The sequence below is a fragment of the Anaeromyxobacter sp. K genome (assembly GCF_000020805.1).
Classification (GTDB): Bacteria; Myxococcota; Myxococcia; order Myxococcales; family Anaeromyxobacteraceae; genus Anaeromyxobacter; species Anaeromyxobacter dehalogenans.
The window spans coordinates 2,859,337-2,881,579 of sequence record NC_011145.1 but is presented as its reverse complement, the minus strand read 5'-3'; the positions used below and the strand labels follow the sequence as shown (position 1 = coordinate 2,881,579).

Genomic DNA, 22,243 nt, shown 5'->3' with positions numbered 1-22,243 from the left:
CGCCCGCCGCCCGCCCGGGCGGACGGGCGTGATCCGCGCCCCGTTTCCGGGTAATTCCTTGCCCGGATGGACGCGAACCTGCGCAGGAAGCTGGACGAGCTGCCGGCCGAGCCGGGCTGCTACCTCATGAAGGACCGGGCCGGCGAGGTGGTCTACGTCGGCAAGGCGTCCAGCCTGCGGTCGCGCGTGCGCTCCTACTTCGACCCGGGCCGCGGCGACCAGCGCGCGTTCGTGGCGCTGCTCGACGAGCTGCTCGGCGACCTCGAGGTGATCGTCACCCGCTCCGAGAAGGAGGCGGTGCTCCTCGAGAACGAGCTCATCAAGAAGCACCGCCCGCGCTTCAACGTCCGGCTGCGCGACGACAAGGACTTCATCGTCCTGAAGCTCGACGAGCGCCACCCGTACCCGCGCCTGGAGGTGCGGCGCGCCCGGGAGAAGCGGCAGCCGGGGGCGCGCTACTTCGGCCCGTACTCCTCGGCCTCGTCCATCCGCGAGACGCTGCGGATGGTGAACCGGCACTTCCAGCTCCGGACCTGCAGCGATCACGTCTTCGACCACCGCAAGCGGCCCTGCATCCTGTACCAGATCCACCGCTGCCCGGCGCCCTGCGTCTACGAGGTGGCGGCGGAGGAGTACCGGCAATCGGTGGAGGACGCGGTGGAGTTCCTGGAGGGCCGCGAGGGCGAGCTGGTGGAGCGCCTGCGCGGGCGCATGGACGGCGCGGCGGCGGGGCTGCGGTTCGAGGAGGCGGCGCGGCTGCGCGACCAGCTCCAGGCGGTGGAGCGGAGCCTGGAGAAGCAGCGGGTGCTCATGGCGGACCGGGGCGACCGCGACGTCATCGGACTCTACCGCGAGGGGCCGGACCTGGTGGTGCAGGTGCTCTCGATGCGCGCCGGCAAGCTGCAGGACGCGCAGGCGCACCCGTTCCGCGAGCAGGAGTTCCCCGACGAGGAGATCCTGTCCTCGTTCCTGTCGCTCTACTACGAGCACACCGACGCGCCGGACGAGATCCTGGTGCCGCTCGAGCCGGTCCAGGCCGAGGCGCTCGCCGACGTGCTCTCGGAGCGGCGCGGGCGGCGGGTGCGGCTGCTCACCCCGCAGCGCGGGGCCAAGGCCGACCTGCTCGACGTGGCCCGCCGCAACGCGGAGCAGGGGTTCCGCGCCTGGCACGAGCACGACGAGCGGCGCGAGCAGGCGCTGGCCGCCGTGGAGCGGGCGCTGCACCTGGCGCGGCCGCCGCGCTGGATGGAGTGCTACGACATCTCGACGTTCCAGGGCGCGCTCGCGGTCGGCTCGGGCGTGTCGATGAAGGACGGCGAGCCGGACAAGGCGAACTACCGCCGCTACAAGGTGAAGGCGGTGGCGGGGCAGGACGACTTCGCCATGCTGCACGAGGTCATCACCCGCCGGCTGCGGCGGGCGCTGGGCGAGGGGCAGCTGCCCGACCTCATCGTGATCGACGGCGGGAAGGGCCAGCTCAACGCGGCGCTGGCGGCGGCGAAGGACCTGGGCGTCCCGACGCGCCCGTCGCCGGGCAACCCCGACGCGCCGTTCGTCGAGCTGGTGGGGCTCGCCAAGAGCCGGCTGGTGGACGGCCCGTCGCTCGGGACGGCGCGGGTGGTGGGCCGGCGCGGGCGGCGCGCGGAGGCGCGCCTGGCGGACGCGGCCGAGGCGGCGGAGAAGGGCTTCGTGTCCGAGCTGGCGCGCAGCCCGGAGCGCGTGTTCCTGCCCGGCCGCAAGGACCCGGTGGTGCTGCGGCAGAACTCGGCGGAGCTGTTCCTGCTGGCCCGGCTGCGCGACGAGGCGCACCGCTTCGCCATCACGTTCCACCGCAAGCTGCGGCGCGAGCGGAACTTCCAGAGCGTCCTCGAGGAGATCCCGGGGATCGGGGAGGGCCGCAAGCGGGCGCTGCTGCGCCACTTCGGCGCGCTGCGCCGCGTCCGGGAGGCGACGCCCGAGGAGCTCGCGCAGGTGGAGGGCTTCGGGCCGAGGCAGGCGGCGGCCGTGCACGCGTTCTTCCACCGACCGGACGCGCCGCCGATCGCCGCGGACGAGCCGTCCGGCGCGCCCGCCGCCGCGCCCGGCGGGGGTCCCACCGACGCGAGCCCGGAGGCGGTGGCCGCCGCCACCGAGGCGGAGATCGACGCCGCGCTGGCCGACGAGGATGCGTCCCCGGAGCCCGCGGCTTAAGTCGGACGGCGACCGGCCGGTTTGATAAGGTCGTGGCTCCCGAGGAGACGACATGCGGATCGCGGACGACGTCACGAAGCTCATCGGCAACACGCCGCTGGTGCGGCTGAACCGCGTGATGGACGGGGCAGGGGCGGTGGTCGCGGCCAAGCTGGAGATGCAGAACCCGGCGGGCAGCGTGAAGGACCGCATCGGCCTGTCGATGATCGAGGCGGCGGAGCGCGAGGGGAAGATCGGGCCGGACACGATCCTGCTCGAGCCGACCAGCGGCAACACCGGCATCGGCCTGGCGTGCGTCGCGGCGGCGAAGGGCTACAAGCTCGCGCTGCTCATGCCCGAGACCATGAGCATCGAGCGGCGCAAGCTGCTGGCGGCGCTCGGGGCCGAGCTCATCCTGACGCCCGGCGCCGAGGGGATGAAGGGCGCCATCCAGCGGGCCGAGCAGCTCGCGGCGAAGGACCCGCGCTACCTCGTCCTCCAGCAGTTCGAGAACCCGGCCAACCCCGAGGTCCACCGGCGCACCACCGCCGAGGAGATCTGGCGCGACACCGACGGCAAGGTGGACGTGCTGGTGTGCGCCACCGGGACCGGCGGCACGGTCACCGGCTGCGCGCAGGTGCTGAAGCCGCGCAGGCCGTCCCTCCGCATCGTGGCCGCCGAGCCGGCGGACTCGCCCGTGCTCTCCGGCGGCAAGCCGGGGCCGCACAAGATCCAGGGCTGGGGTGCCGGGTTCGTGCCGAAGGTGCTGGACCCGAAGCTGCTCGACGAGATCGTCACCGTCCGTCACGAGGACGCCGGGGACATGGCCCGCCGGCTCTGCCGCGAGGAGGGGCTCCTGTCGGGCATCTCCGACGGCGGGGTGGCCTGGGCGGCGCGCGAGGTGGCGAGGCGGCCGGAGAACGCGGGCAAGCTGGTGGTGGCGGTCCTGCCGGACACGGGGGAGCGCTACCTCTCGACCTGGCTCTGGGAGGACGTGAAGTGAGCGACGGCGTGAAGGCTCCAGCGGCTCCGGCGGTGGACCAGGTGGCGCTCGCGCCGGTGGTGGACGCGCTCTGCCGCGACGCGGCGGCGGCGTTCGGCGCCGGCGGGCGGGTGACGCTGCCGTCGCGCGAGGCGGTCATCCGGGTGGTGGAGGACCTGCGGGCGGTGCTGTTCCCGGGCTACTTCGGGACCAGCGACCTGCACGACGAGAGCCTGCACTACTTCGTGGGCGCCACCCTGGCCCGGGCCATGCGCGCGCTGGAGGAGCAGATCCGGCGCGGCTTCGCGTTCACCGAGCGGCACGACCTGAACGGCTGCACGCACTGCTTCGAGGAGGCGCAGGCGATCACCAAGGCGTTCCTCGGGCGCGTCCCGGCGATCCGGCGCCTGGTCGCCTCCGACGTCGAGGCGACCTACGAGGGCGACCCGGCGCTGAAGAGCCGCGACGAGGCGATCTTCGCGTACCCGGGGATGATGGCGGTGACGAACCAGCGCATCGCCCACGAGCTCCACGTGCTGGGCGTGCCGCTCATCCCGCGCATCATCACCGAGCACGCGCACACGCTCACCGGCATCGACATCCACCCCGGCGCGCGGATCGGCGAGCGCTTCTTCATCGACCACGGCACCGGCGTGGTCATCGGCGAGACCTCGGTCATCGGCGACCGGGTGCGGCTGTACCAGGGCGTCACCCTGGGCGCGAAGAGCTTCCCGCTGGACGAGAACGGCAACCCGATCAAGGGAATCGATCGCCACCCCATCGTCGAGGACGACGTCGTGGTATACGCCGGCGCCACCATCCTCGGCCGGATCACCATCGGCAAGGGGTCGTCGGTCGGCGGCAACGTCTGGGTCACCTCCAGCCTGCCGCCCGGCAGCCGCGTCACCCAGGCCGAGGTCCGGGAGCAGCGCTTCGCGCACGGCGCGGGCATCTGATCCGGCGCGCCCGCGCCCTTGAAAGGAAGCACCGCAGTGGCCTATCACCCGTGGCACGACGTGGAGCTGCCTCGCTTCGTCGAGGATCCGATCCCCGCCATCATCGAGATCCCCACCGGCTCGAAGGTGAAGTACGAGCTGGACAAGAAGTCCGGGCTGCTGCTCGTGGACCGGATCCTGTTCTCCGCCGTGCACTACCCGGCGAACTACGGCTTCGTGCCGCGCACCTACTGCGACGACGGCGACCCGCTCGACATCCTGGTGCTCTGCTCCGAGCAGATCCAGCCGCTCGCCATCATGCAGGCGAAGGTGATCGGCGTGATGCAGATGCGCGACGACAAGGGGCAGGACGACAAGCTCATCGCCGTCCACGCCGACGATCCGAACTACGCCGACTACTCGGACGTCTCGGAGCTGCCGCAGCACCGCCTGCGCGAGCTGCAGCGCTTCTTCCAGGACTACAAGGCGCTCGAGAACAAGAAGGTGCTGGTCCGCGCGCCGCAGGGGCGCTCCGAGGCGCTCGAGGTGCTCCGCGACGCGATCCGGCTCTACGACCGGGATCGCGCGCGGCTCATGGGCACGCCGGGCCCGACCGCGCCGGAGGCGCCCCGCGCCCGGCGACCGACCCGGGCCGGCAAGGGCGGCCGGCGCCGGTAGCGCCCGCGCCGGCGCCCGCTCCCCCGGCCGCAGGGGAGGGGAGCGGCGCGGCGGCGCGCCCGCCCGTGTCCATCTTGGACGCCGGTGGGCGCGCTCCAGCAGATCGCGGCGGCGGTGACGCCGGCGGTGATGGTCTCCGCCTGCGGGCTCATCGCGCTCGGCCTCGACAACCAGACCGCCCGCATGGCCGCGCGGCTCCGCGAGCTGGCGCGCGAGTGGCGCGCCCTCCCGCCGCACGCGACCCGGCGGGCGGCGGTGGCGGAGCAGGTGGAGGTGCTGGACCGCCGCCACGGCCTCTACTCGCGGGCGCTGCTGCTCAACTACGGCGCGCTGTTCGCGTTCGTGGTCACCTCGCTGCTGTGGCTGGCGCAGGCGTACTGGCGGGTCCCGCCGGAGCTGCCGGTGCTGGTGTTCGGCCTGGGGGTGGCGATGCTGGCCGCCATGGCGGTGCTGGTCATCGCCGCGATCACCCTGGCGCGGAGCACCATCGAGGCCGAGACCGCGGAGGTGCTGCGCGAGCGGCGCGCGCCGCCGGGCGGCGGGAGGCCGGCGCCCGCCCGCGGCTGAACCCTTCCGGCCCGGGCCGGCTCAGATCCGGCGATGCCCATCTACGAGTACGCCTGCGCCCGCTGCGCCAAGTCCTTCGAGACGCTCATCATCCGGCGGTCCGACGAGGCCGAGGTCGCGTGCCCGGCCTGCGGCGGCCGCGAGGTGTCCCGGCAGATGTCCCGCCCGGCGGCGGCGCGGACCGGCTCGGACGGCGGCGGCGCGCCCGCGCGCGGCTGCGGCCCGGTCGGTTGAGGGATCTGAGCCGCTCGCCCGGTCGGGCGAGTCCACCCACCAGGAACGCCGCGCCCAGGCGCGCGCACGCCGGCGTCGCCGCACCCACACGCCGGCCGGTGCGCGGGCTGGGTCGCGCGCCGGCGCCGCGGTAGAATCCCGCGGCGTGCCAAGGACCTACCGCGCTACCGACTACACCCTCGAGTTCGTGGCCGATCTCCTCGCCAGGGAGGGGATCCTCACCGACGACGCGCGCCGCACCGCCACCGCCCGGGAGGGCGTCCAGCGCGCGCGCCTGCTCCGCGACGGCGCCTCCCGCAGCGGCGGCCGGGCGCTGCGGCGCGCCGAGCTCTCGCCGGTCGAGGTGCTCGCCTCCTTCGAGTTCCCGGACGCCCGGCGCGACGCCGAGCTGGTGGACGAGGACAAGGCCACGCAGGCCGTCGCGAAGGCGGTGGGGATCCCGTACCGCAAGATCGACCCGCTGAAGCTCGACGCCCAGCTCATCACCCGGACGCTGTCGCGCCCCTTCGCGCGCAAGCACGCGGTGCTCCCGCTGGAGCGCCGCAACGGCTCGCTGGTGGTGGCGGCCGCGAACCCGTTCGACCGCGAGCTGCTGGAGAACCTGCGCGGCCTCATCGGCGCCGAGGTCGAGGCGGTCCTCTCGTCGCCGTCGGACATCCACCGCGCCATCGCCGAGGTGTACGGGTTCCGCCAGCAGATCTCGCAGGCCCGCGTCGAGCTGGAGGGCGGCGGCGGCGCCCCGGACGTCACGAACCTCGAGCAGTTCGTCAACCTGTCCGGCATCGACGCGCTGGAGGCGTCGAGCGAGCCGGTGGTCGCGGCGGTCGAGTACCTGCTGCACTACGCGTTCGAGCAGCGGGCCAGCGACATCCACCTCGAGCCGCGGCGGGAGGAGTCGATCATCCGCATGCGGATCGACGGCGTGCTCCACCCGGTCCACCGCATCCCGAAGGCGGTGCACGGCGCCATCGCCAACCGGTTCAAGATCATGAGCCGGCTCGACATCGCGCTGAAGCGCCCGCAGGACGGGCGCATCCGCACCGCCCGCGGCGACGCCGAGATGGAGCTGCGCGTCTCGACCGTCCCCACCACCTTCGGCGACAAGGTGGTGATCCGCGTGCTCGACCCGACCGTGCTGGTGCGCGACCTCTCCGAGCTGGGGTTCCTCCCCGACGAGCGCGACCAGTTCGAGCGCTGGCTGCTGCGGCCGCACGGCCTGGTGATCGTGACCGGCCCCACCGGCAGCGGGAAGACCACCACGCTCTACTCGGCGCTGCAGGCGCTCGCCTCGCCCGAGGTGAACGTGGTGACCATCGAGGATCCCATCGAGATGGTCCACGAGGACTTCAACCAGATCGCCGCCAACCAGAAGACCGGCACCGGCTTCGCCGAGGCGCTGCGCCACGTGCTGCGCCAGGATCCGGACGTGGTGATGGTGGGCGAGGTCCGCGACGCGGAGACCGCCGCCCAGGCGGTCCAGGCGGCGCTCACCGGGCACATGGTGCTGACCACGCTGCACACGAACGACACGGTGAGCGCGGTGGCCCGCCTGCGCGACCTGGGCGTGCCGAGCTTCCTCATCGCCGCCACGCTCACCGGCATCGCCGCGCAGCGGCTGGTCCGCCAGGTGTGTCCCTCCTGCGCCGAGGACGTGCCGCTCACGGCGGACGAGGTGCAGGCGCTGGGCGTGCCGCACCCCGAGGACCACGCCGGCAAGCTGCTGGCCCGCCGCGGCCGCGGGTGCCCGAAGTGCCGGTTCACCGGCTACTACGGGCGCAGCGGCATCTTCGAGGTCCTGCCGGTGAACGCGCGCCTGCGCCACCTGGTGGCGGAGGGCGCCACGCCCGAGGTGCTGCTCCGCACCGCCCGGCAGGACGGGCTGCGCCCGCTGCGCGAGCACGCGGTGCGCAAGGTGGCCGCGGGCGTCACCTCCTTCGAGGAGGCGATGCGCGCCACCGCCGACGCCGAGGCGGCGCCGTGAGCCGGGCGGCCCGGATCCCCGAACCCACGGTGAGCGAGCCATGAGCGTCTCCTCCGAGATCGCCGAGCTGTGGTCGGCGGGCACCCCGGTCCTCTACCTGGTCACGCCGGAGGAGGACCGCGCCGTGGCCGCGTGCCAGGCCGCGGCCGCCGCGTTCGACGCGCGCTGCGCGGTGTGGTCCTCGCACCGCGGCCTCGACCCGGTGGCGCCGGGCGCCAAGGAGCCCGCGGCGCTGCTCGACGCGCTCCTGCGCGCGCCGGCGCCGTTCCTGGCGGTGGCGCTCGACTTCCACCACGCGCTCGCCTCGCCCGCGGTGGCGCGCCAGCTCCGCGACGCGTTGCCCCGCCTGGCGGCCGAGGGGCGGTGCCTGGCGGTGGTGGCCCCGCGCCTGGCGCTGCCGGACGGGCTCGGCACGGACGCGGCGGTGATCCGCGTGCCGCTCCCGGACGACGCCGAGCTGGGCGCGCTGCTCGAGGTGGTCCAGGCCGGGCTGGCGCACCCGGCCGCGCCGCCGCCGCTCCCGGCGGACGTGCGCCACCGCGCGCTGGTGGCGGCGCGCGGGCTGTCGGAGGCCCAGGCGCGCCGCGCGTTCACGCGGGCGCTGCGCCGCGACGCGGCGCTCGGGCCGGAGGGCATCGCCGCGGTGGCGGCCGAGAAGAAGCGGCTGCTGGCGCGCGACCTCGGCCTCGAGCTGGTCGAGGCGGCGGAGCGCCCGGAGGACCTGGGTGGGCTGGGCGCGTTCAAGGCCTGGATGGACGAGCGCGCGCTCGCGTTCGACCCGGACGCCTCGCGCTGGGGGCTCCCGCCGCCGCGCGGCGTGCTGCTCGTGGGCGTGCAGGGCTGCGGGAAGTCGCTCGCGGCCAAGGCGGCGGCCGCGCGCCTGGGCGTGCCGGTGCTGCGGCTGGACCTGCCGCGCGTGCTGGGCGCGCAGACCGGCGCCGAGGAGGGGCTGGCGCGCGCGCTGGAGGCGGCGGAGGCGCTCGCGCCGGTGGCGCTCTGGGTGGACGAGATCGAGAAGGGCTTCGCGGGCAGCGCGCCGGGCGACGGCGGCGAGCCGCGCGCCGCGCGCCTGCTGGGGGCGTTCTCCACCTGGCTGCAGGAGCGCAAGGGGCCGGTGTTCGTGGTGGCGACCGCGAACGACGTCTCGCGGCTGCCGCCGGAGCTGCTGCGCCGCGGGCGCTTCGACGAGCTGTTCTTCGTGGACCTGCCGGACCCGGAGGCGCGCCGCGAGATCCTGTCGCTGCACCTGCGGCGCCGCGGCCGCGAGCCCGGGACGGTGGACGTGGCCGCCATCGCCGAGCTGTGCGCCGACTACTCCGGCGCGGAGCTGGAGCAGGTGGTGATCGGGGCGCTGCACCGCGCCTACGCGCTCGGGCGCGAGCTCGAGAGCGCCGACCTCCGCCGCGTCGCGCAGGACCTGGTCCCGCTGTTCCGGACCTACGAGGAGCAGATCAAGGCGCTGCGCGAGTGGGCCCGCGGGCGGGCCCGGGTGGCCGGCCGGGCCGGCGCGGTGGTGGACCTGTTCCGGCGGGTGCAATGACCGGCGCCCGCCTCGAGATCCAGCCGGCCTCGCCGGAGCGCTGGGCCGACCTGGAGCGGCTGTTCGGGCCGAACGGCGCCTGCGCCGGCTGCTGGTGCATGTGGTGGCGGCTCCCGCGCGCCGCCTGGGCGGAAGGGAAGGGCGAGGGCAACCGGCGCGCGCTGCGGGCGCACGTCTCCGGCGGCACGGTCCCCGGGCTGCTCGCGTACGACGGCGACACGCCGGTGGGCTGGGTGGCGCTCGCGCCGCGCGCCGAGTACCCGCGCCTGGGCGCCTCGCGGATCCTGGCCCCGGTGGACGCGGAGCCGGTCTGGTCGATCACCTGCTTCTACGTGGCGCGCTCGCACCGCCGCCGCGGCGTGACCCGCGCGCTCATCGCGGGGGCCGAGCGCCACGCCCCGGAGGCGGGGGCGTCGATCCTGGAGGCGTACCCGGTGGAGCCGCGCGGCGCGACCGCCTCCGCGTTCCTCTACACCGGCCTCGCCTCCACCTTCCGCGCCGCCGGGTTCGAGGAGGTGCTGCGGCGCAGCCCGACCCGGCCCATCGTCCGCAAGCTGCTCACCGCCCCGAGAGCGCCCGCAGCACGTGGTCGTGCAGGAGCCCGTTCGACGCCACGCAGCTCCCCGACGCGACCGTCGGCCTCCCGTCGAGGTCGGTGAAGCGGCCGCCCGCCTCCTCCACCAGGATCTTCAGCGGGGCGAGGTCCCACAGGTTCACGCCCGCCTCGACCCAGGCCTCGGCCTCGCCCTTCAGCACCAGCGCGCAGCCGGCCAGGTCGCCGTAGCAGCGCGCCGCCTGCGCCGAGATCGCCAGCGCCGCGACGCGCTCCAGCATGGGCGGCCGGAACAGGACGTGCGGCTCGCCCAGCGACAGCGTCGCGTCCTCCCAGGCGGCGAGGCCGGAGACGCGCAGCCGCGCCGGGGCGGCGTCGCCGGCGCGGAGCCAGGTGCCCTGGCCGCGCGCCGCCCAGTACACCTCGCCGAGCGCGGGCAGCGCCATCGCGCCCGCCACGATCTCGCCGCGGTGCTCGCACGCGACCAGCGGGCCCCAGAACCCGCGCCCGCGGGTGAAGCCCTTGGTGCCGTCGAGCGGGTCCACGATCCAGCGGGTCTCGGCGCTGCCGGCGTGCTCGCCGGTCTCCTCGCCCAGGAAGCCGTGGTCCGGGAACGCGGCGCGCACCACCGCCAGCACCGCCGCCTCCGACTCGCGATCGGCCGCGGTGACGGGGCTGCGGTCCGGCTTGCGCTCCACGCGCACGCCGCGGCGGAAGTGGGCGAGGCTGGCCGCGGAGGCGGCCTCCACCGCCGCGCGGGCGGTCTCCATCGCGCGCTGCAGATCGAGCTCGGGCATGGCCGGGAGCCTAGCGCGGCGGCGGCGAGGCGCCGCCGGAAAATGGAACGGCGGCCGCCCGGGAGGACGGCCGCCGCGCCTGCGACGGTCTGTGGGAGGCCGGCTACTTCTTCGGGCGCATGTCGCCCGTCTCGAGGTAGCGCGTGTGGAAGGAGAACGCCTCCTTGAGCATGTGCGGCGTGTGCTTCCCGAAGCTGCCGCCCTTCAGCGAGCGGTTGTAGTAGTCCCAGAGGATCGGGCGCCAGTCCGGGTGCGCGCACTTCTCGATGACTTCCTTCGCCTTCTGCTTCGGGCTCTTCCCGCGCAGGTCGGCGAAGCCGTACTCGGTCACGATGCCGTTGACCTCGTGCTCCGTGTGGTCGATGTGCGACGCGAACGGGACGATGGCCGAGATCTTCCCGCCCTTCGCGACCGACGGGGACATGAAGATCGTGTACGCCGAGTTGCGGGCGAAGTCGCCCGACCCGCCGATGCCGTTCTCGATGCCCTTGCCCACGATGTGGGTCGAGTTCACGTGGCCGTAGATGTCGGCCTCCACGAACCCGTTCATCGCGATGCAGCCGAGGCGCCGGATGACCTCGGGGTGGTTCGACACGTCCTGCGGGCGCAGGATGATCTGCTTGCGGTAGCGGTCGATGTTCTTGTTGAACCGCTCCTGGCCCTCGGGCGAGACCGAGAACGCCGTCGCCGACGCGATCTTGAGCTTGCCGGAGTCGAGGAGGTCCAGCATGCCGTCCTGGATCACCTCGGTGTAGCTCATCATGTTCTCGAAGTGCCCCTCGTTCAGGCCGACGAGCACCGCGTTCGCGATGTTCCCGACGCCCGACTGCAGCGGGGTGAGGCTCTTCGGGAGCCGGCCGGCCTTCACCTCGCCGTCGAGGAAGTCGAGGATGTGCTGGGCGATCCGCTTGTGATCCGCCTCGGGGGCCTTGAACGGCGCGTTGCGGTCGGGGTTGTTGGTGACCACCACCGCCGCGACCTTCGACACGTCGATCTTGAGCGTGGGCGACCCGACGCGATCGTCGGCCCGGAGGATCGGGATCGGCGTCCGCTCACCGTGGCGGCCGGCGACGCCGAGGATGTCGTGCATCCCCTCCATCCGCTCGTCCTGCCACTCGTTGACCTCGAGGATGTACTTCTCCGCGACGTCGAAGTAGGCGGTGTTCGCGCCGCACGAGGACGAGAAGACGATCGAGCCGTCCTCCTTGATCTTCGTGACCTCGATGACGGCGAAGTCGATCTTGTTGTCGGGGCGCCCGTAGTACCCGTAGCGCACCAGCGAGCCGGCGTGGCTCAGGTGCATGTCCTGGTACTCGATCACGCCCTCGTTGATCTTCTGCCGCATGACGGCGTCGCCGTTGTACGGGAAGCGGAAGCTGACCGACTCCGTCAGGCCCATGGCCTGGTCCAGCTCGGGGCCGGTCGAGGCGCCGGTGAGGGCCGTGACCTTGAAGGCCTTGCCCTTCATCCGCTCCTCGATGGCGCGCTTGGCGAGCGCGATGGGCACGGCCTTGGGATAGCCGGCGCCGGTGAAGCCCGACATGCCGAGGATGGCGCCGTTGTGGATGAGTCCGGCGGCTTCTTCGGCGGACATCACCTTCGCCTTGAGGCCCTTGTGGAGAATCCGATCCGACATGCGTTCAGCCTCCTAGGTTCCTGCTGCTTGTCACGGAAAGCGCGGGTACGACCGAGAGTGCTGCGACACACCTGCTGTGGGTGGCGCAGAGTAACGCGAGCGCGGCCCCGTGGGGAAGGGGCGGAACGCTTCTCACATCGCCAGATGCGGAGCGATTCCGTCCATGATGGCGCGGAGTTCCGCGACCGAGGCCGGGCTGGCGAGGCGCAGCTTGCCCGCCTCCTCGACGATCACGCGCTGCGCCATCAGCCACTCCACCGCGTTCTCCAGCGTCGCCTTGGAGAGCGTCTCGCGGAGCGCGATCCGGCCGGAGAGGAACTCGCCCCGGCCTCGCTCGAGCGCCTCGCGGACCAGCGCTCGCCGGTCGAGCGGCGCCTGCCGCGGTGCGTCGGACCCGAGCGCCGCGAGGGCGGCCGCGGCGGCGAGGTGGTAGGCCTCGAGGTACGCGCGGACCAGGTCGGCGAGGAAGGCGAGGGCGGTGGTCTCCGGTCCGGGCAGCACCCGGCCCGCGTCGCAGTCCACCGCCCGCACCCGCACCAGGAACGCGAGGTTCGACTCGAAGATCTCGTCGAAGCTCGCGCCGCTCCGGTACATGAACTCGAGCTTGAACAGGCGGGACAGCCACAGCGCCCGATCGCGGACCTCCGCCGCCGTCGAGCCGCCCGTCCCGCCGGCGCGCGCCGCCGAGGCCACCAGCGCGGGCGCCACGTAGCGGTGGATCACCGCGTTGCGGTGGTAGTCGAGCAGGGGGCGCTTCTCGTCCACCACCTGGTAGATGGTGTCGCCCGCCGCGACCTCCACCCGCACCAGCCCGTCGCGCGCCAGGCGCCGCACCGCGTCGGCGATGGGCCCGGCCTGCCGCGGATCGGAGGGCGCGCCGGCGAGGTCGCGCGCGAAGCGGGCCCCGCCCTCGGCGGCCACGTAGCGGAGCAGCTCGACCCGCCGCGCCACCTCCTCGGACCCGAGGCCGCGCCGCACGTGCGAGAGCAGCGCCGCCGCCACCAGCCCGACCGGCGTGATGGTGACGGCGCGGCTGATCCCGTAGGCGATGCGGTTCGCGAGCCCCTGCACCAGCTGCCGCTTCGCCTCGGCGGCGTCGCCCGCCCCGGCGGCGCCGGGCGCGGCGCGCCGCTCCGCCTCGCCGCCCCAGGCCTCGTCCACCGCGAGCGACGCCGCGCGCGCCCCCAGCCGCTCGGCCGCCACCTGGCGCAGCGAGATGGGCGTCTCGAACTGGACGTACAGCCGCTCGTACCGCCGCAGGAGCACGCGGGCCGCGCCCAGCAGGCCGCGCAGGCTCTCCTTGCGCTTCTCGCCGCCCGCCAGCTCGTTCGCGTAGCTGGACGCCTCGATGAGCCGCTCGTAGTCGATCGCCACCGGCACGAACAGCACGTCGTCGGCGGCGCCGTCCAGCCAGGCGTCCACCTCCATCGACACCAGGCCGGTCTTCGGGAACAGCAGCTTGCCGGTGCGGCTGCGCCCGCCCTCGACGTAGAACTCCTGCGGGAAGCGGTCGCGCAGCAGGTGCTTCACGTAGGCGCGCAGCACCGCGGTGTAGACGCGGTCGCCCTTCACCCGCCGCCGGATGAAGAACGCGCCGCCGCGGCGGGCGATCGCGCCGAACGGCCAGAACGCGAGGTTGATGCCGGCCGCGATGTGCGGCGGCGTCATCCCGTTCTCGTACAGCAGCCAGGAGAGGACCAGGTAGTCCACGTGGCTCTTGTGGCTGGGGCAGAGCACGAAGGGCGCCTCGCCCGCCGCGCGGCGCAGCCGGGCCAGGCCCTCCTCGTCCACCTCGACGCTGGTGTAGAGCCGGCGGAAGAACCACGAGAGCAGGGCCCGCATCACCCCGACGAAGACCGGGTCGTAGTTGCTCGCGATCTCGCGCAGGTCCTTCTCGGCCTCGGCCACCACCGCCTGGGCGGGGCGGCCGGTCCCGGCGGCGACCGCCTCGATGGCGGCGCGCAGCGAGCGATCGCGCAGCACCTTCTCGCGCACCCGGGACGGCGCCTTGAGCGGCGGTCCGACCGCGGTGCGGAACTCGCGGGCGAGGTGCTGGTGGAGCGCGCCGCGCACGCGCAGGGCCACCGAGGCGTCCGGCTCGGCGGCGCGCTGGGCCAGGTACTCCTTGAGGTCGAGCGCGCGCCCCACGTCGAAGACCGCGCGCCGGAACGCGCGCAGGAACGCGATGGCGTTCGCGAAGGCGCTCGGCGACTCGGGCGAGCCGTACAGCACGTCCCAGATCGAGCCCTGCAGCCGCTGCGCCCGCCGGCTCCACACCAGCAGCACCGGGACGAGGAACACCGGCTGGAACAGGTCCCGCTGCTGCCGCACCAGCGCCGCGAGCGGGTTCTTCTCGGCGTCCGGGCGCCCGAGGAACACGAGGCTCGACTCGCCGGCGGCGACCGCGTCCTCGAACGCGCGGCGGGTGCGCCGCACCCGCGCGAGCCAGCCGGCCAGGCCGTGGAAGCCCTGCGCCGCGCGGAGCGGGGGCAGGCCGGCGCGGCGCAGGAACCAGCGCAGGTACAGGAAGCCGAGCAGGCCCGGCGAGCGCATCACGAACACCAGGCTGCCGCGCGCGGCGAGCGCGCGCAGCGTGGCGACCGCGTCGCGGGGGATCTTGACCGGCGCGAACCACCGCCCCAGCACGCCGCCGCCCTCGCCGAGCCCGGTGCCCTCGGGCGCGGACGGCGGCGGCGTCGAGCCGTCCGGCTGGGGATCCGAGGCCTTCGTCACGGCGCGCGAGTGTATTACAGCGGTGGCGGCTGGCGGGCGGATTCCGCCCGGAAATCCCTGGCCTGCGGGCCGGAGAGCGGGTCCGAGGTCACCCGCGCTTCTTCACCCGGCCCTCGCGGTCCAGGTAGAACGGCTCGACCAGCAGCGCCTCGACGCTGGGCCGGTGGCCCTTCACGTCGGCCCCGAGCCGCGCCAGCGCCTCCAGCACCTCGCCGCGCACGCGCGCGTTGTCGCGATCGCGCAGCAGCAGCTGGATGAGCGCGTCGCGCGCCGGCTCGCTGGGCGCGCGCCCCGACAGCACCCGGGCCGCGGCGATGCGCACGTCGTCGGAGAAGTCCTCCAGCAGCGGGAGCAGCGCGGCCTCCAGGCCGGCGTCGGCCTCGGGCCCGGCGTGCTCCGCGAGCCAGGTGAGCAGGACCAGCTTCTTCTCGGGGTCGCGGGTGTAGGAGCGGGAGAGGCGCGTCAGCTCCTTCACCACCACGTCGATCACCGTCTCCGGCGGCGCGATCTGCGCGAGCACCCGGAGGCCCCAGGCGATGCCCGACTCCTGCTCGCGCACGAACGCCTCCACCGGCCCGAGCGCCTCCTGGCCGGCGGCGACCAGGATCCCGCGCGCGGTCTCCTTCTCCTCGTCGTCGGTGATGCCCGGCTCGGCGCGGACGGTGAAGCGCAGGCAGAGCGTGCCCAGCGCGCCCGGCGTGGCCATCTCCCCGAGCTGCTCGATCACCTTCTGGCGGTTCTCCGGCGGGCCGTAGCGCTCGGTGAGCTTCTTCGCGAGCTTGCGGAGCTGGTTCTGCTCCCGCTCCTCCTTCGACCCGAACAGATCGAACAGTCCCATCCGACCTCCGAAACCCCCGCTCCAGCGTCCGGCCCCCGCGGGAGCGGACGGAGGCACGAGGTTCTACAACGAGATGCCCGCGCGCGGATCGTCCTTGTACAGCTCGGCCAGCGGCTTCACGGCCTTGTGCAGCGCAGGCCCATCCGGCGGCAGGCGCAGCTGGACCACCGCGTACAGATCGCCGCGCGGCCCGCCCCGCAGGTCCGGCATCCCCTTGCCGCGGAGCCGGAGCTGCATCCCGCTCTGCGCGCCCGGCGGCACGCGCAGCCGGACCGGGCCCTCGAACGTGGGCAGCTCCACCTCGGCCCCGAGCGCGGCCTCCGGGATGGTGACGGGGAGATCGAGGTAGAGGTCGCGCCCCTCCCGCCGCAGGTGCGGGTGCGCGCGCAGCCGGACCTCCAGGTACAGGTCGCCGGCCGGACCGCCGTGGGCGCCGCGCCCGCCCTGGCCGCCCAGGCGGATGCGCGAGCCGTCGGTCACGCCGGCCGGGATCTTCACGCGCAGCGTGCGCCCGTCCACGCGCACGTCGCGCTCGGCGCCGAGCACCGCGTCGCGCAGGTCGATGGCGATCTCCGCCTCCGCGTGGGCGCCCTGGGAAGGGATGGGGCCTCGCCGCACCCGCCCGCCGCGCGCGCCGCCGAACAGGTCGCCGAAGATCGACCCGAAGTCGAACGCGCCGTAGTCGCCCACGTTGACCGTGGAGAAGTCGCCGAAGTCGAACGGCATCCCGCCGTTCGGCGCGCCGTGCCGCTTCCACTGCCGGTACTGCTCGGCCTTCTTCTCGTCGAACCCGGAGCGCAGCGAGTCCGGGCCGAACTCGTCGTACAGCTTCCGGCGCTTCTCGTCGGAGAGCACCTCGAACGCCGCCGTGACCTCCTTGAAGCGCTCCTCCGCCGCCTTGTCCCCCGGGTTCACGTCGGGGTGGTACTTCCTGGCGAGCTTGCGGTAGGCGCGCTTGATCTCGTCGTGGGTCGCGGTGCGTGGAACTCCGATGATCTCGTAGAGGTCGTGCTCTGGCACGCGGGGAAACGTAACGCTCCCGGGCGGGAGGTCAAATCGCGCCGCGCCGGGGCGGCGCGCACGGACGGGCTCCCCACGCGGCCCGCGCTGACTACAATGGGGCCCATGCTCCTCACCCTGCTCCTCGCCGCGGCCGCGGCGGCCCCGTCCCCGCCGCCGGGCGCGCGCGTCGTCGAGCAGGTCGTGGCGGTGGTGCGCAACCCGGCCGGCGCGGCGCCCCGCCCCATCACGCTCACCCGGCTCGAGGCCGAGGCCCGCGTCGCGCTCGTCTCGCGCGGCGGCGCCGAGGCGGCGTTCCGGCCGCTGGACGCCGAGGTGCTGCGCGCCACGCTCGACTGGCTGCTGGACGAGATGCTGGTGGCGGACGAGTCGGCCCGGCTGCGGCTGGACGCGGTGGACCGCGAGGCGCTCGAGCCGGCGCTGCGGCGGTTCCGCGGGCGCTTCGCGGACGACGACGCCTACCGCCGGTTCCTCACGCGGTTCGAGCTGGGGGAGGAGGACGTGGCCGCGTCGCTGGCCCGGACGCTCGAGGTGGAGCGCTACCTCGGCACGCGCGTGGGCCGCGGGGTGCGCGTCGGCGACGACGAGGTCGACGCGGCGCTCCGGGCGCGCGGCGCGGCGGCGCCGTCGGCCGGCTCGCGCGACGCCGTCCGCGCGGGGCTCGCCGAGGCGCGCGCCCGCGCGCAGGCGCAGGAGCTGGTGCGCGAGCTGCGCGGCCGGGCCGAGATCCGCGTGCTCGACCCGGCGCTCCGCCGCGAGCCGGCCAGGGGGAGCTGACGTGCGCAGGCCGGCCGACCCCGCCGCGGCGCTCCGCTTCCGCCCGATGCGGACCGCGGATCTCGATCGCGTGGTGGACATCGAGAAGGACGGGTTCCGCAACCCGTGGTCGCGCCAGCTGCTCGAGCGCGAGCTCGGCCACGCGTGGTCGAGCACGCTGCTCGCGGTGGAGGACGGCCCGGGCGGCGAGGTGGTGCTCGGCTTCATCGTCTTCTGGCTGGTGCACGACGAGCTGCACGTCCTCAACATCGCGACGGCGCTGGAGGCGCGGCGCCGCGGGGTGGGGCGCGCGCTCATGCTGGAGGGGCACCGGATCGGCCGCGGCCGCGGCGCGGTGCTCGCCACGCTCGAGGTGCGCCGCTCCAACGTGGCGGCCATCGAGCTGTACCGCTCGCTCGGCTACCGCCAGGTGGGGATCCGTCCCGGCTACTACGCCGAGGAGGGCGAGGACGCCGTCGTCATGACCGCGGATCTGCCCTAGGCGGCCGGCCGCGCCGGGCGGAGGCGGGCTGACAGGCGGCCCCCCGCTGGTGTAAGCAGGCCGCCCCATGCTCTGGCCAGCCCTGCGGTCCGTCCTGTTCCAGCTCGACCCGGAGCGCGTGCACCACCTCGCGCACTGGGCGCTGCACCGCGTCCCGCTCGCCGTGGCGCGCGCGCGCCGGCCGGCGCCCATCCCCGCCCTCGCGGTCCGCTGCATGGGGCTCGACTTCGACGGGCCGGTGGGCCTGGCGGCCGGCTTCGACAAGGGGGACGTGGCGCTGCCCGGGCTCTTCGGGCTGGGCTTCTCGCACGTCGAGATCGGGACGATCACGCCGCGCCCGCAGCCGGGCAACGATCGCCCGCGCCTGTTCCGCCTGCCCGAGCACCGCGCGCTGCTCAACCGGATGGGCTTCAACAACGAGGGGATGGAGGCCTGCGCGCGCCGGCTCGCGGCGCTGCCTCCGGCCGCGCGCCTCGGGCCGGTCGGGATCAACGTCGGGAAGAACAAGGTGACGCCGAACGAGGACGCCGCCGCCGACTACCTCGCGTGCATCGAGCGGCTGCACCCGTACGCCGACTACCTGGTGGTCAACATCTCGTCGCCGAACACCCCGGGGCTGCGCCAGCTCCAGGAGCGCGACGCGCTGGATCGCCTGCTGCGCGCCTGCGTGCGCCACCTGGCGGAGCGGGCGCCGGGCAAGCCGCTCCTGGTGAAGCTCGCGCCGGATCTCTCGCCCGAGGCGCTCGACGAGGCGGTGGACGTGGCCATCGCGGCCGGCGCCGCCGGGATCGTGGCGACCAACACCACGCTCTCCCGGGCCGGGGTCGAGCGTCACCCGCGCGCCGCCGAGGCGGGCGGGCTCTCCGGCGCGCCGCTGGAGCGGCTGGCCACCGACGTGGTCCGGCGCTGCTACGCGCGCGCCGCCGGCCGGGTCCCGATCGTCGGGGTGGGCGGGGTGATGGACGCGGAGGGCGCGTACGCGAAGATCCGGGCCGGCGCGACGCTCGTCCAGGCGTACACGGGGCTCATCTACGGGGGCCCCGGGTTCGTGGGCCGGGTGAACGCCGGCCTGGCCCGGCTGCTCGAGCGGGACGAGTTCAGCACCCTTTCGGATGCAATCGGCGCAGACCACCGACAGGGCGGCGGGAAGGCGGCGGGGTAGGCGTGCGTTCTGACGTACGGCCGTCCCTGGCAGGTCGTTTACGTTCCCTCATCGGGGAACAACCATGTAGGGGCCTGAAAGTTGACGCAGCGCGGTAGGGGCTTGAGGCTCCTGACGCGACGCGTTACGGTCGGGGCAGATGGGGTGGCGGGAACGCCACGCCGGCCCAAACCCGGAGGTTCCACATGGCCGAGATGCAGCGGATCGAGAAGCTGAAGGTTCCGGAATTCTTGAGAGAGCCCCTCGAGGCGGCGCAGGTCCGCTTCGGCCAGATCGAGGAGGAGGCCCAGCGGGTGCTGAAGGACCTCATGGTCAGGGGACGTGCGGGAAGGAAGGACATCGAACACATGATGCAGCGGCTGTCCCGGCAGGACTGGAACCTCCCCGAGGTGAAGCATCGGCTCGGGAAGCTCCGGGAGCAGGGGGTCGAGCGGGCAGCCGAGTGGCGGGGGAAGGCCGAGACGTTCCGCACGGAGGCGCTGGAGCGGGTGACGGACCTCCAGACGCGCGCGGTCGCGTTCCTCGGCGTCGCCACGCGGGACCAGGTGGAGGAGCTGAGCCGGGAGCTGGAGCGCCTCGCAAGGCGTCTCGATCGAGCGGAGAAGGGTCGCCGCAACGCGAAGAAGGCCAGGGCGGAGGGCTAGCGATGCCGGACATCCAGGGAATGTTCAAGGACGTCTGGTCCAGCGCGCGCGCCGGCGTGACCGCGGCCGAGGCCGAGGCGGAGAAGGTGCTCGGCCGCATCGGCGTCTCGACGGAGGGGGTGCGGCGCCAGGCTCGCGAGCTGGGCGAGCGGCTCGATCGCGAGCGGCGCGGGCTCGAGCGCGGCCTCGACGACGCGGTGCGCCGGGCGGCGAACCGCTTCCGCATCCCGACCCGCGACGACCTGGAGACGCTGCAGCGTCGCCTCGACGCCGTCTCCGAGCGCGTGGAGGCGCTGTCGCGGCGCGAACCGGTCGCGCCGCCGCCGCCGCCGCGGCAGGAGCAGGGGGAATAGTGCGGATGCCGCGGCTCAGCGGGCTCCTCGGGGCCGCCCTGGCCATCACCGCGTGGGTGGTGGTCGCGGCGTTCCCGCGGACGCTCTCGCACGAGCCACGGACGCACCGGTCCGGCGAGCCGGGCTGCGGCGCGAGCGGGTGCGAGCCCGAGGCCGATCCGCTGGTCGAGGCCATCGACGCGCAGATCGCCGCGCGCATGCCCGGGCTGGCCGACGACGACCGGACCCGGCTCGCGAGCACCATCGTGCTGGAGGCCGAGGCGGCGCGGATCGATCCGCTGCTGGTGCTCGCGCTCATCGAGGTCGAGTCCTCCTTCGACGCCCGCGCGCTGTCCGGTGCGGGCGCGAAGGGGCTCATGCAGCTCCGCGAGTCCACGCTGCGCCGCGAGCTGGAGCGCGTGGGCCTCCCGGCGGGGGACCCGCACGATCCGGTGCTCAACGTGCGCGCGGGCGTGCGCTACCTGCGCCGGCTCCTCGACGCCTTCGGGCGCGAGGAGGTGGCGCTGATGGCCTACAACGCCGGCCCGAACCGGATCCTGGGCTACCTGCGCGAGGGCGCGATCCCGCAGCGCTTCCACGTGTACCCGCGGCGCGTGAAGGCGGAGCTGCGCCGGATCCGTCGCGACATCGGCGACGAGCGCCCGGCCGAGGCGGTGGCGGCCGCCGCCGCGCCCGCGCCGGTGGCCGAGTAGGGCCGATCTCGGTTACACCCTGTCCCCGTCCGCCCGGCCCCGCCGGGCGCCAGGCTCCCATGCGCGTCACCGAGATCTTCTTCAGCATCCAGGGCGAGGGCTCCCGCGCCGGCCGCCCCTGCGTGTTCGTCCGCTTCACCGGCTGCGACCTGCGCTGCGGCTACTGCGACACCGCCTACGCGTTCCACGGCGGCGCGGACATGGATCGGGCCGCGATCCTCGCGGAGGTGGCCCGCCACCCGGCGCGCTTCGTCTGCCTCACCGGCGGCGAGCCCATGCTCCAGCGCGAGCTGCCCGACCTCGCCCGCGACCTCGTCGCGCGCGGCTACGAGGTGGCCGTGGAGACCCACGGGCAGCGGCCGCTGGACGCCCTGCCGGCCGAGGCCATCCGGGTGGTGGACGTGAAGACGCCCGGCTCGGGCGAGGTCACCACCGACTTCGCCTACCTCGATCGCCTGCAGCCCCACGACGAGGTGAAGTTCGTGGTCTGCTCGGAGGACGACTTCCGCTGGTCGCGCGAGGTGGTGCGACGCCACGCGCTGGAGGGGAGGGTGCAGGTGCTCCTCTCGCCGGCGTGGGGGCAGGTGGCGCCGCGCGACCTGGTGCGCTGGATGCTCGAGAGCGGGCTCGACGCGCGCCTCTCCCTGCAGGTCCACAAGGTGATCTGGGGCCCGGACGTGCACGGCGTGTAGGCCCGCGGCGCGCTCGAATACCGGCGCCCGCTCGCGCGTCCAACCGGCGATCACGAAGTGCCCACCCTCACGCCGCCGCGCGCACGCCCGCTTCCTTGACGCGGCGGGCCGGGCGGGGCTAGCTAGGCGACGGATGCGCCCACCCGCTCTCGCGCTCGCCGCCGCGCTCGCCGGCGCCGCCGGCCCCGCCTTCGCGGGCCCCGCCATCACGCTGAACGGCGTCCCCATCGACGGCGCCACCGGCCAGCGCTTCGAGGGCGCGACGGTCGTGATCGACGATCGCGGCGACGTGCACATCGAGGCCCGCGGCTACGCGGCGCGCCCGGCCGGCGACCCCGCCCCGCGCAGCGCGCCGGTCGCGGCCGTGGGCGCCGCGGCCGCGGTGGCCGCCGGCAGCGCGCCGGCCCGGCTCTCCCGTCGCTACTTCCTGGTCGCCGAGCACGCCCAGCCCGGCGCCCGGTACGACCTGGCGGTCTTCGTGAACGCGCAGTGGATCCGCGAGGTGAAGGCCGGCGAGCCGCAGGTGGTGATGGAGCTCACCCGCTGGCTGAACCCCGGGCCGAACCGGATCGTGCTCGCCGCCTCCCGGCGCGCCGGCGGCCCGCCCGCCCCATCCCCCGCCGCCCTGGCGCTCAGGGCGGTCGTGGGCGAGGGGACCGTCGGCGGGGGCCAGGTGGTCATCGACAACCCGCTCGTGGAGCTGACGCGCACCGCCGGCGAGACCGAGGACCGGACCGAGGAGTTCGTGGTGGAGGCGCGCTAGCGCCGAGGGGGGCGAC

Annotated in this window: 22 protein-coding genes; 17 read left to right on the top strand and 5 right to left on the bottom strand. The window is 74.5% G+C overall.

Features of this window, described 5'->3' with window-relative positions:
* The first annotated feature begins 66 nt into the window (after positions 1-66).
* The 9 genes from uvrC (at position 67) to ANAEK_RS12935 (ending at position 9,745) form a co-directional block, all read left to right on the top strand.
* Positions 67-2,190, top strand: a complete 2,124-nt coding sequence (uvrC, locus tag ANAEK_RS12975) for an excinuclease ABC subunit UvrC (protein WP_012526591.1) — start codon at positions 67-69, stop codon at positions 2,188-2,190.
* Positions 2,191-2,242: 52 nt separating this feature from the next.
* The gene (gene cysK, locus ANAEK_RS12970; protein ID WP_012526590.1) at positions 2,243-3,172 is read left to right on the top strand and encodes a cysteine synthase A; all 930 of its coding nucleotides are present in this window, start codon (positions 2,243-2,245) and stop codon (positions 3,170-3,172) included.
* A complete protein-coding gene (gene epsC, locus ANAEK_RS12965; protein ID WP_012526589.1) occupies positions 3,169-4,107 on the top strand; it encodes a serine O-acetyltransferase EpsC in 939 nt (312 codons plus the stop codon). Before cysK ends, epsC begins: the two co-directional genes overlap by 4 nt.
* A 36-nt stretch (positions 4,108-4,143) precedes the next feature.
* Entirely contained in the window at positions 4,144-4,764 is a 621-nt protein-coding gene (locus tag ANAEK_RS12960) for an inorganic diphosphatase (protein ID WP_012526588.1), read from the top strand.
* 84 nt (positions 4,765-4,848) lie between these two features.
* Positions 4,849-5,331, top strand: coding sequence for a DUF2721 domain-containing protein (locus ANAEK_RS12955; protein ID WP_012526587.1), 483 nt, complete (start codon positions 4,849-4,851; stop codon positions 5,329-5,331).
* Positions 5,332-5,364: 33 nt separating this feature from the next.
* Complete coding sequence (locus ANAEK_RS12950) at positions 5,365-5,565, top strand: zinc ribbon domain-containing protein (protein ID WP_012526586.1); 201 nt, start codon at positions 5,365-5,367, stop codon at positions 5,563-5,565.
* Positions 5,566-5,710: 145 nt separating this feature from the next.
* Positions 5,711-7,546: a GspE/PulE family protein gene (locus ANAEK_RS12945; RefSeq protein WP_012526585.1), complete on the top strand. Its 1,836-nt coding sequence runs from the start codon at positions 5,711-5,713 to the stop codon at positions 7,544-7,546.
* Positions 7,547-7,586: 40 nt separating this feature from the next.
* The gene (locus ANAEK_RS12940; protein ID WP_012526584.1) at positions 7,587-9,086 is read left to right on the top strand and encodes an AAA family ATPase; all 1,500 of its coding nucleotides are present in this window, start codon (positions 7,587-7,589) and stop codon (positions 9,084-9,086) included.
* Positions 9,083-9,745, top strand: a complete 663-nt coding sequence (locus ANAEK_RS12935; protein ID WP_012526583.1) for a GNAT family N-acetyltransferase — start codon at positions 9,083-9,085, stop codon at positions 9,743-9,745. Before ANAEK_RS12940 ends, ANAEK_RS12935 begins: the two co-directional genes overlap by 4 nt.
* Here the strand turns inward: ANAEK_RS12935 and ANAEK_RS12930 are convergent.
* The 5 genes from ANAEK_RS12930 to ANAEK_RS12910 all read right to left on the bottom strand — a co-directional run bounded on the left by ANAEK_RS12930 (position 9,645) and on the right by ANAEK_RS12910 (position 16,663).
* Positions 9,645-10,436, bottom strand: coding sequence for an inositol monophosphatase family protein (locus ANAEK_RS12930; RefSeq protein ID WP_012526582.1), 792 nt, complete (start codon positions 10,434-10,436; stop codon positions 9,645-9,647). The two genes, ANAEK_RS12935 and ANAEK_RS12930, sit on opposite strands and share 101 nt — an antisense overlap.
* A 103-nt stretch (positions 10,437-10,539) precedes the next feature.
* Positions 10,540-12,072: an acetyl-CoA hydrolase/transferase family protein gene (locus ANAEK_RS12925; RefSeq protein ID WP_012526581.1), complete on the bottom strand. Its 1,533-nt coding sequence runs from the start codon at positions 12,070-12,072 to the stop codon at positions 10,540-10,542.
* Positions 12,073-12,204: 132 nt separating this feature from the next.
* On the bottom strand, positions 12,205-14,805 hold the full coding sequence (locus tag ANAEK_RS12920; protein WP_012526580.1) for a 1-acyl-sn-glycerol-3-phosphate acyltransferase: 2,601 nt from the start codon (positions 14,803-14,805) through the stop codon (positions 12,205-12,207).
* 88 nt (positions 14,806-14,893) lie between these two features.
* Entirely contained in the window at positions 14,894-15,643 is a 750-nt protein-coding gene (locus ANAEK_RS12915) for a HEAT repeat domain-containing protein (RefSeq protein WP_012526579.1), read from the bottom strand.
* Between the two features lie 63 nt (positions 15,644-15,706).
* Positions 15,707-16,663, bottom strand: coding sequence for a DnaJ C-terminal domain-containing protein (locus tag ANAEK_RS12910; protein ID WP_012526578.1), 957 nt, complete (start codon positions 16,661-16,663; stop codon positions 15,707-15,709).
* A 105-nt stretch (positions 16,664-16,768) separates the two neighbouring features.
* On the opposite strand from ANAEK_RS12910, the gene ANAEK_RS12905 reads away from it, so the two are divergent.
* The 8 genes from ANAEK_RS12905 (at position 16,769) to ANAEK_RS12870 (ending at position 22,227) form a co-directional block, all read left to right on the top strand.
* Positions 16,769-17,440, top strand: coding sequence for a hypothetical protein (locus tag ANAEK_RS12905; protein WP_232288209.1), 672 nt, complete (start codon positions 16,769-16,771; stop codon positions 17,438-17,440).
* Between the two features lies 1 nt (position 17,441).
* Positions 17,442-17,921 carry a ribosomal protein S18-alanine N-acetyltransferase gene (gene rimI / locus ANAEK_RS12900; RefSeq protein WP_012526576.1) on the top strand — a complete coding sequence of 160 codons (480 nt, stop codon included), beginning with the start codon at positions 17,442-17,444 and terminating at the stop codon, positions 17,919-17,921.
* Positions 17,922-17,988: 67 nt separating this feature from the next.
* Complete coding sequence (locus ANAEK_RS12895; RefSeq protein ID WP_012526575.1) at positions 17,989-19,083, top strand: quinone-dependent dihydroorotate dehydrogenase; 1,095 nt, start codon at positions 17,989-17,991, stop codon at positions 19,081-19,083.
* Between the two features lie 185 nt (positions 19,084-19,268).
* Positions 19,269-19,727, top strand: a complete 459-nt coding sequence (locus ANAEK_RS12890) for a hypothetical protein (protein WP_012526574.1) — start codon at positions 19,269-19,271, stop codon at positions 19,725-19,727.
* Between the two features lie 2 nt (positions 19,728-19,729).
* A complete protein-coding gene (locus ANAEK_RS12885) occupies positions 19,730-20,080 on the top strand; it encodes a phasin family protein (protein ID WP_012526573.1) in 351 nt (116 codons plus the stop codon).
* A 5-nt stretch (positions 20,081-20,085) separates the two neighbouring features.
* Positions 20,086-20,772, top strand: a complete 687-nt coding sequence (locus tag ANAEK_RS12880; protein ID WP_012526572.1) for a lytic transglycosylase domain-containing protein — start codon at positions 20,086-20,088, stop codon at positions 20,770-20,772.
* A gap of 59 nt (positions 20,773-20,831) precedes the next feature.
* Complete coding sequence (locus tag ANAEK_RS12875; RefSeq protein WP_012526571.1) at positions 20,832-21,464, top strand: radical SAM protein; 633 nt, start codon at positions 20,832-20,834, stop codon at positions 21,462-21,464.
* Positions 21,465-21,597: 133 nt separating this feature from the next.
* The gene (locus tag ANAEK_RS12870) at positions 21,598-22,227 is read left to right on the top strand and encodes a hypothetical protein (RefSeq protein WP_012526570.1); all 630 of its coding nucleotides are present in this window, start codon (positions 21,598-21,600) and stop codon (positions 22,225-22,227) included.
* Positions 22,228-22,243 lie beyond the last annotated feature (16 nt).

Excerpts from the sequence above, each read along its gene's own strand:
- uvrC (WP_012526591.1), top strand. The coding sequence starts at position 67 with ATGGACGCGAACCTGCGCAGGAAGCTGGACGAGCTGCCGGCCGAGCCG.
- cysK (WP_012526590.1), top strand. The coding sequence starts at position 2,243 with ATGCGGATCGCGGACGACGTCACGAAGCTCATCGGCAACACGCCGCTG.
- ANAEK_RS12950 (WP_012526586.1), top strand. The coding sequence starts at position 5,365 with ATGCCCATCTACGAGTACGCCTGCGCCCGCTGCGCCAAGTCCTTCGAG.
- ANAEK_RS12940 (WP_012526584.1), top strand. The coding sequence starts at position 7,587 with ATGAGCGTCTCCTCCGAGATCGCCGAGCTGTGGTCGGCGGGCACCCCG.
- ANAEK_RS12935 (WP_012526583.1), top strand. The coding sequence starts at position 9,083 with ATGACCGGCGCCCGCCTCGAGATCCAGCCGGCCTCGCCGGAGCGCTGG.
- ANAEK_RS12930 (WP_012526582.1), bottom strand. The coding sequence starts at position 10,436 with ATGCCCGAGCTCGATCTGCAGCGCGCGATGGAGACCGCCCGCGCGGCG.
- ANAEK_RS12925 (WP_012526581.1), bottom strand. The coding sequence starts at position 12,072 with ATGTCGGATCGGATTCTCCACAAGGGCCTCAAGGCGAAGGTGATGTCC.
- ANAEK_RS12915 (WP_012526579.1), bottom strand. The coding sequence starts at position 15,643 with ATGGGACTGTTCGATCTGTTCGGGTCGAAGGAGGAGCGGGAGCAGAAC.
- ANAEK_RS12905 (WP_232288209.1), top strand. The coding sequence starts at position 16,769 with ATGCTCCTCACCCTGCTCCTCGCCGCGGCCGCGGCGGCCCCGTCCCCG.
- ANAEK_RS12895 (WP_012526575.1), top strand. The coding sequence starts at position 17,989 with ATGCTCTGGCCAGCCCTGCGGTCCGTCCTGTTCCAGCTCGACCCGGAG.
- ANAEK_RS12890 (WP_012526574.1), top strand. The coding sequence starts at position 19,269 with ATGGCCGAGATGCAGCGGATCGAGAAGCTGAAGGTTCCGGAATTCTTG.
- ANAEK_RS12885 (WP_012526573.1), top strand. The coding sequence starts at position 19,730 with ATGCCGGACATCCAGGGAATGTTCAAGGACGTCTGGTCCAGCGCGCGC.
- ANAEK_RS12880 (WP_012526572.1), top strand. The coding sequence starts at position 20,086 with ATGCCGCGGCTCAGCGGGCTCCTCGGGGCCGCCCTGGCCATCACCGCG.
- ANAEK_RS12875 (WP_012526571.1), top strand. The coding sequence starts at position 20,832 with ATGCGCGTCACCGAGATCTTCTTCAGCATCCAGGGCGAGGGCTCCCGC.
- ANAEK_RS12870 (WP_012526570.1), top strand. The coding sequence starts at position 21,598 with ATGCGCCCACCCGCTCTCGCGCTCGCCGCCGCGCTCGCCGGCGCCGCC.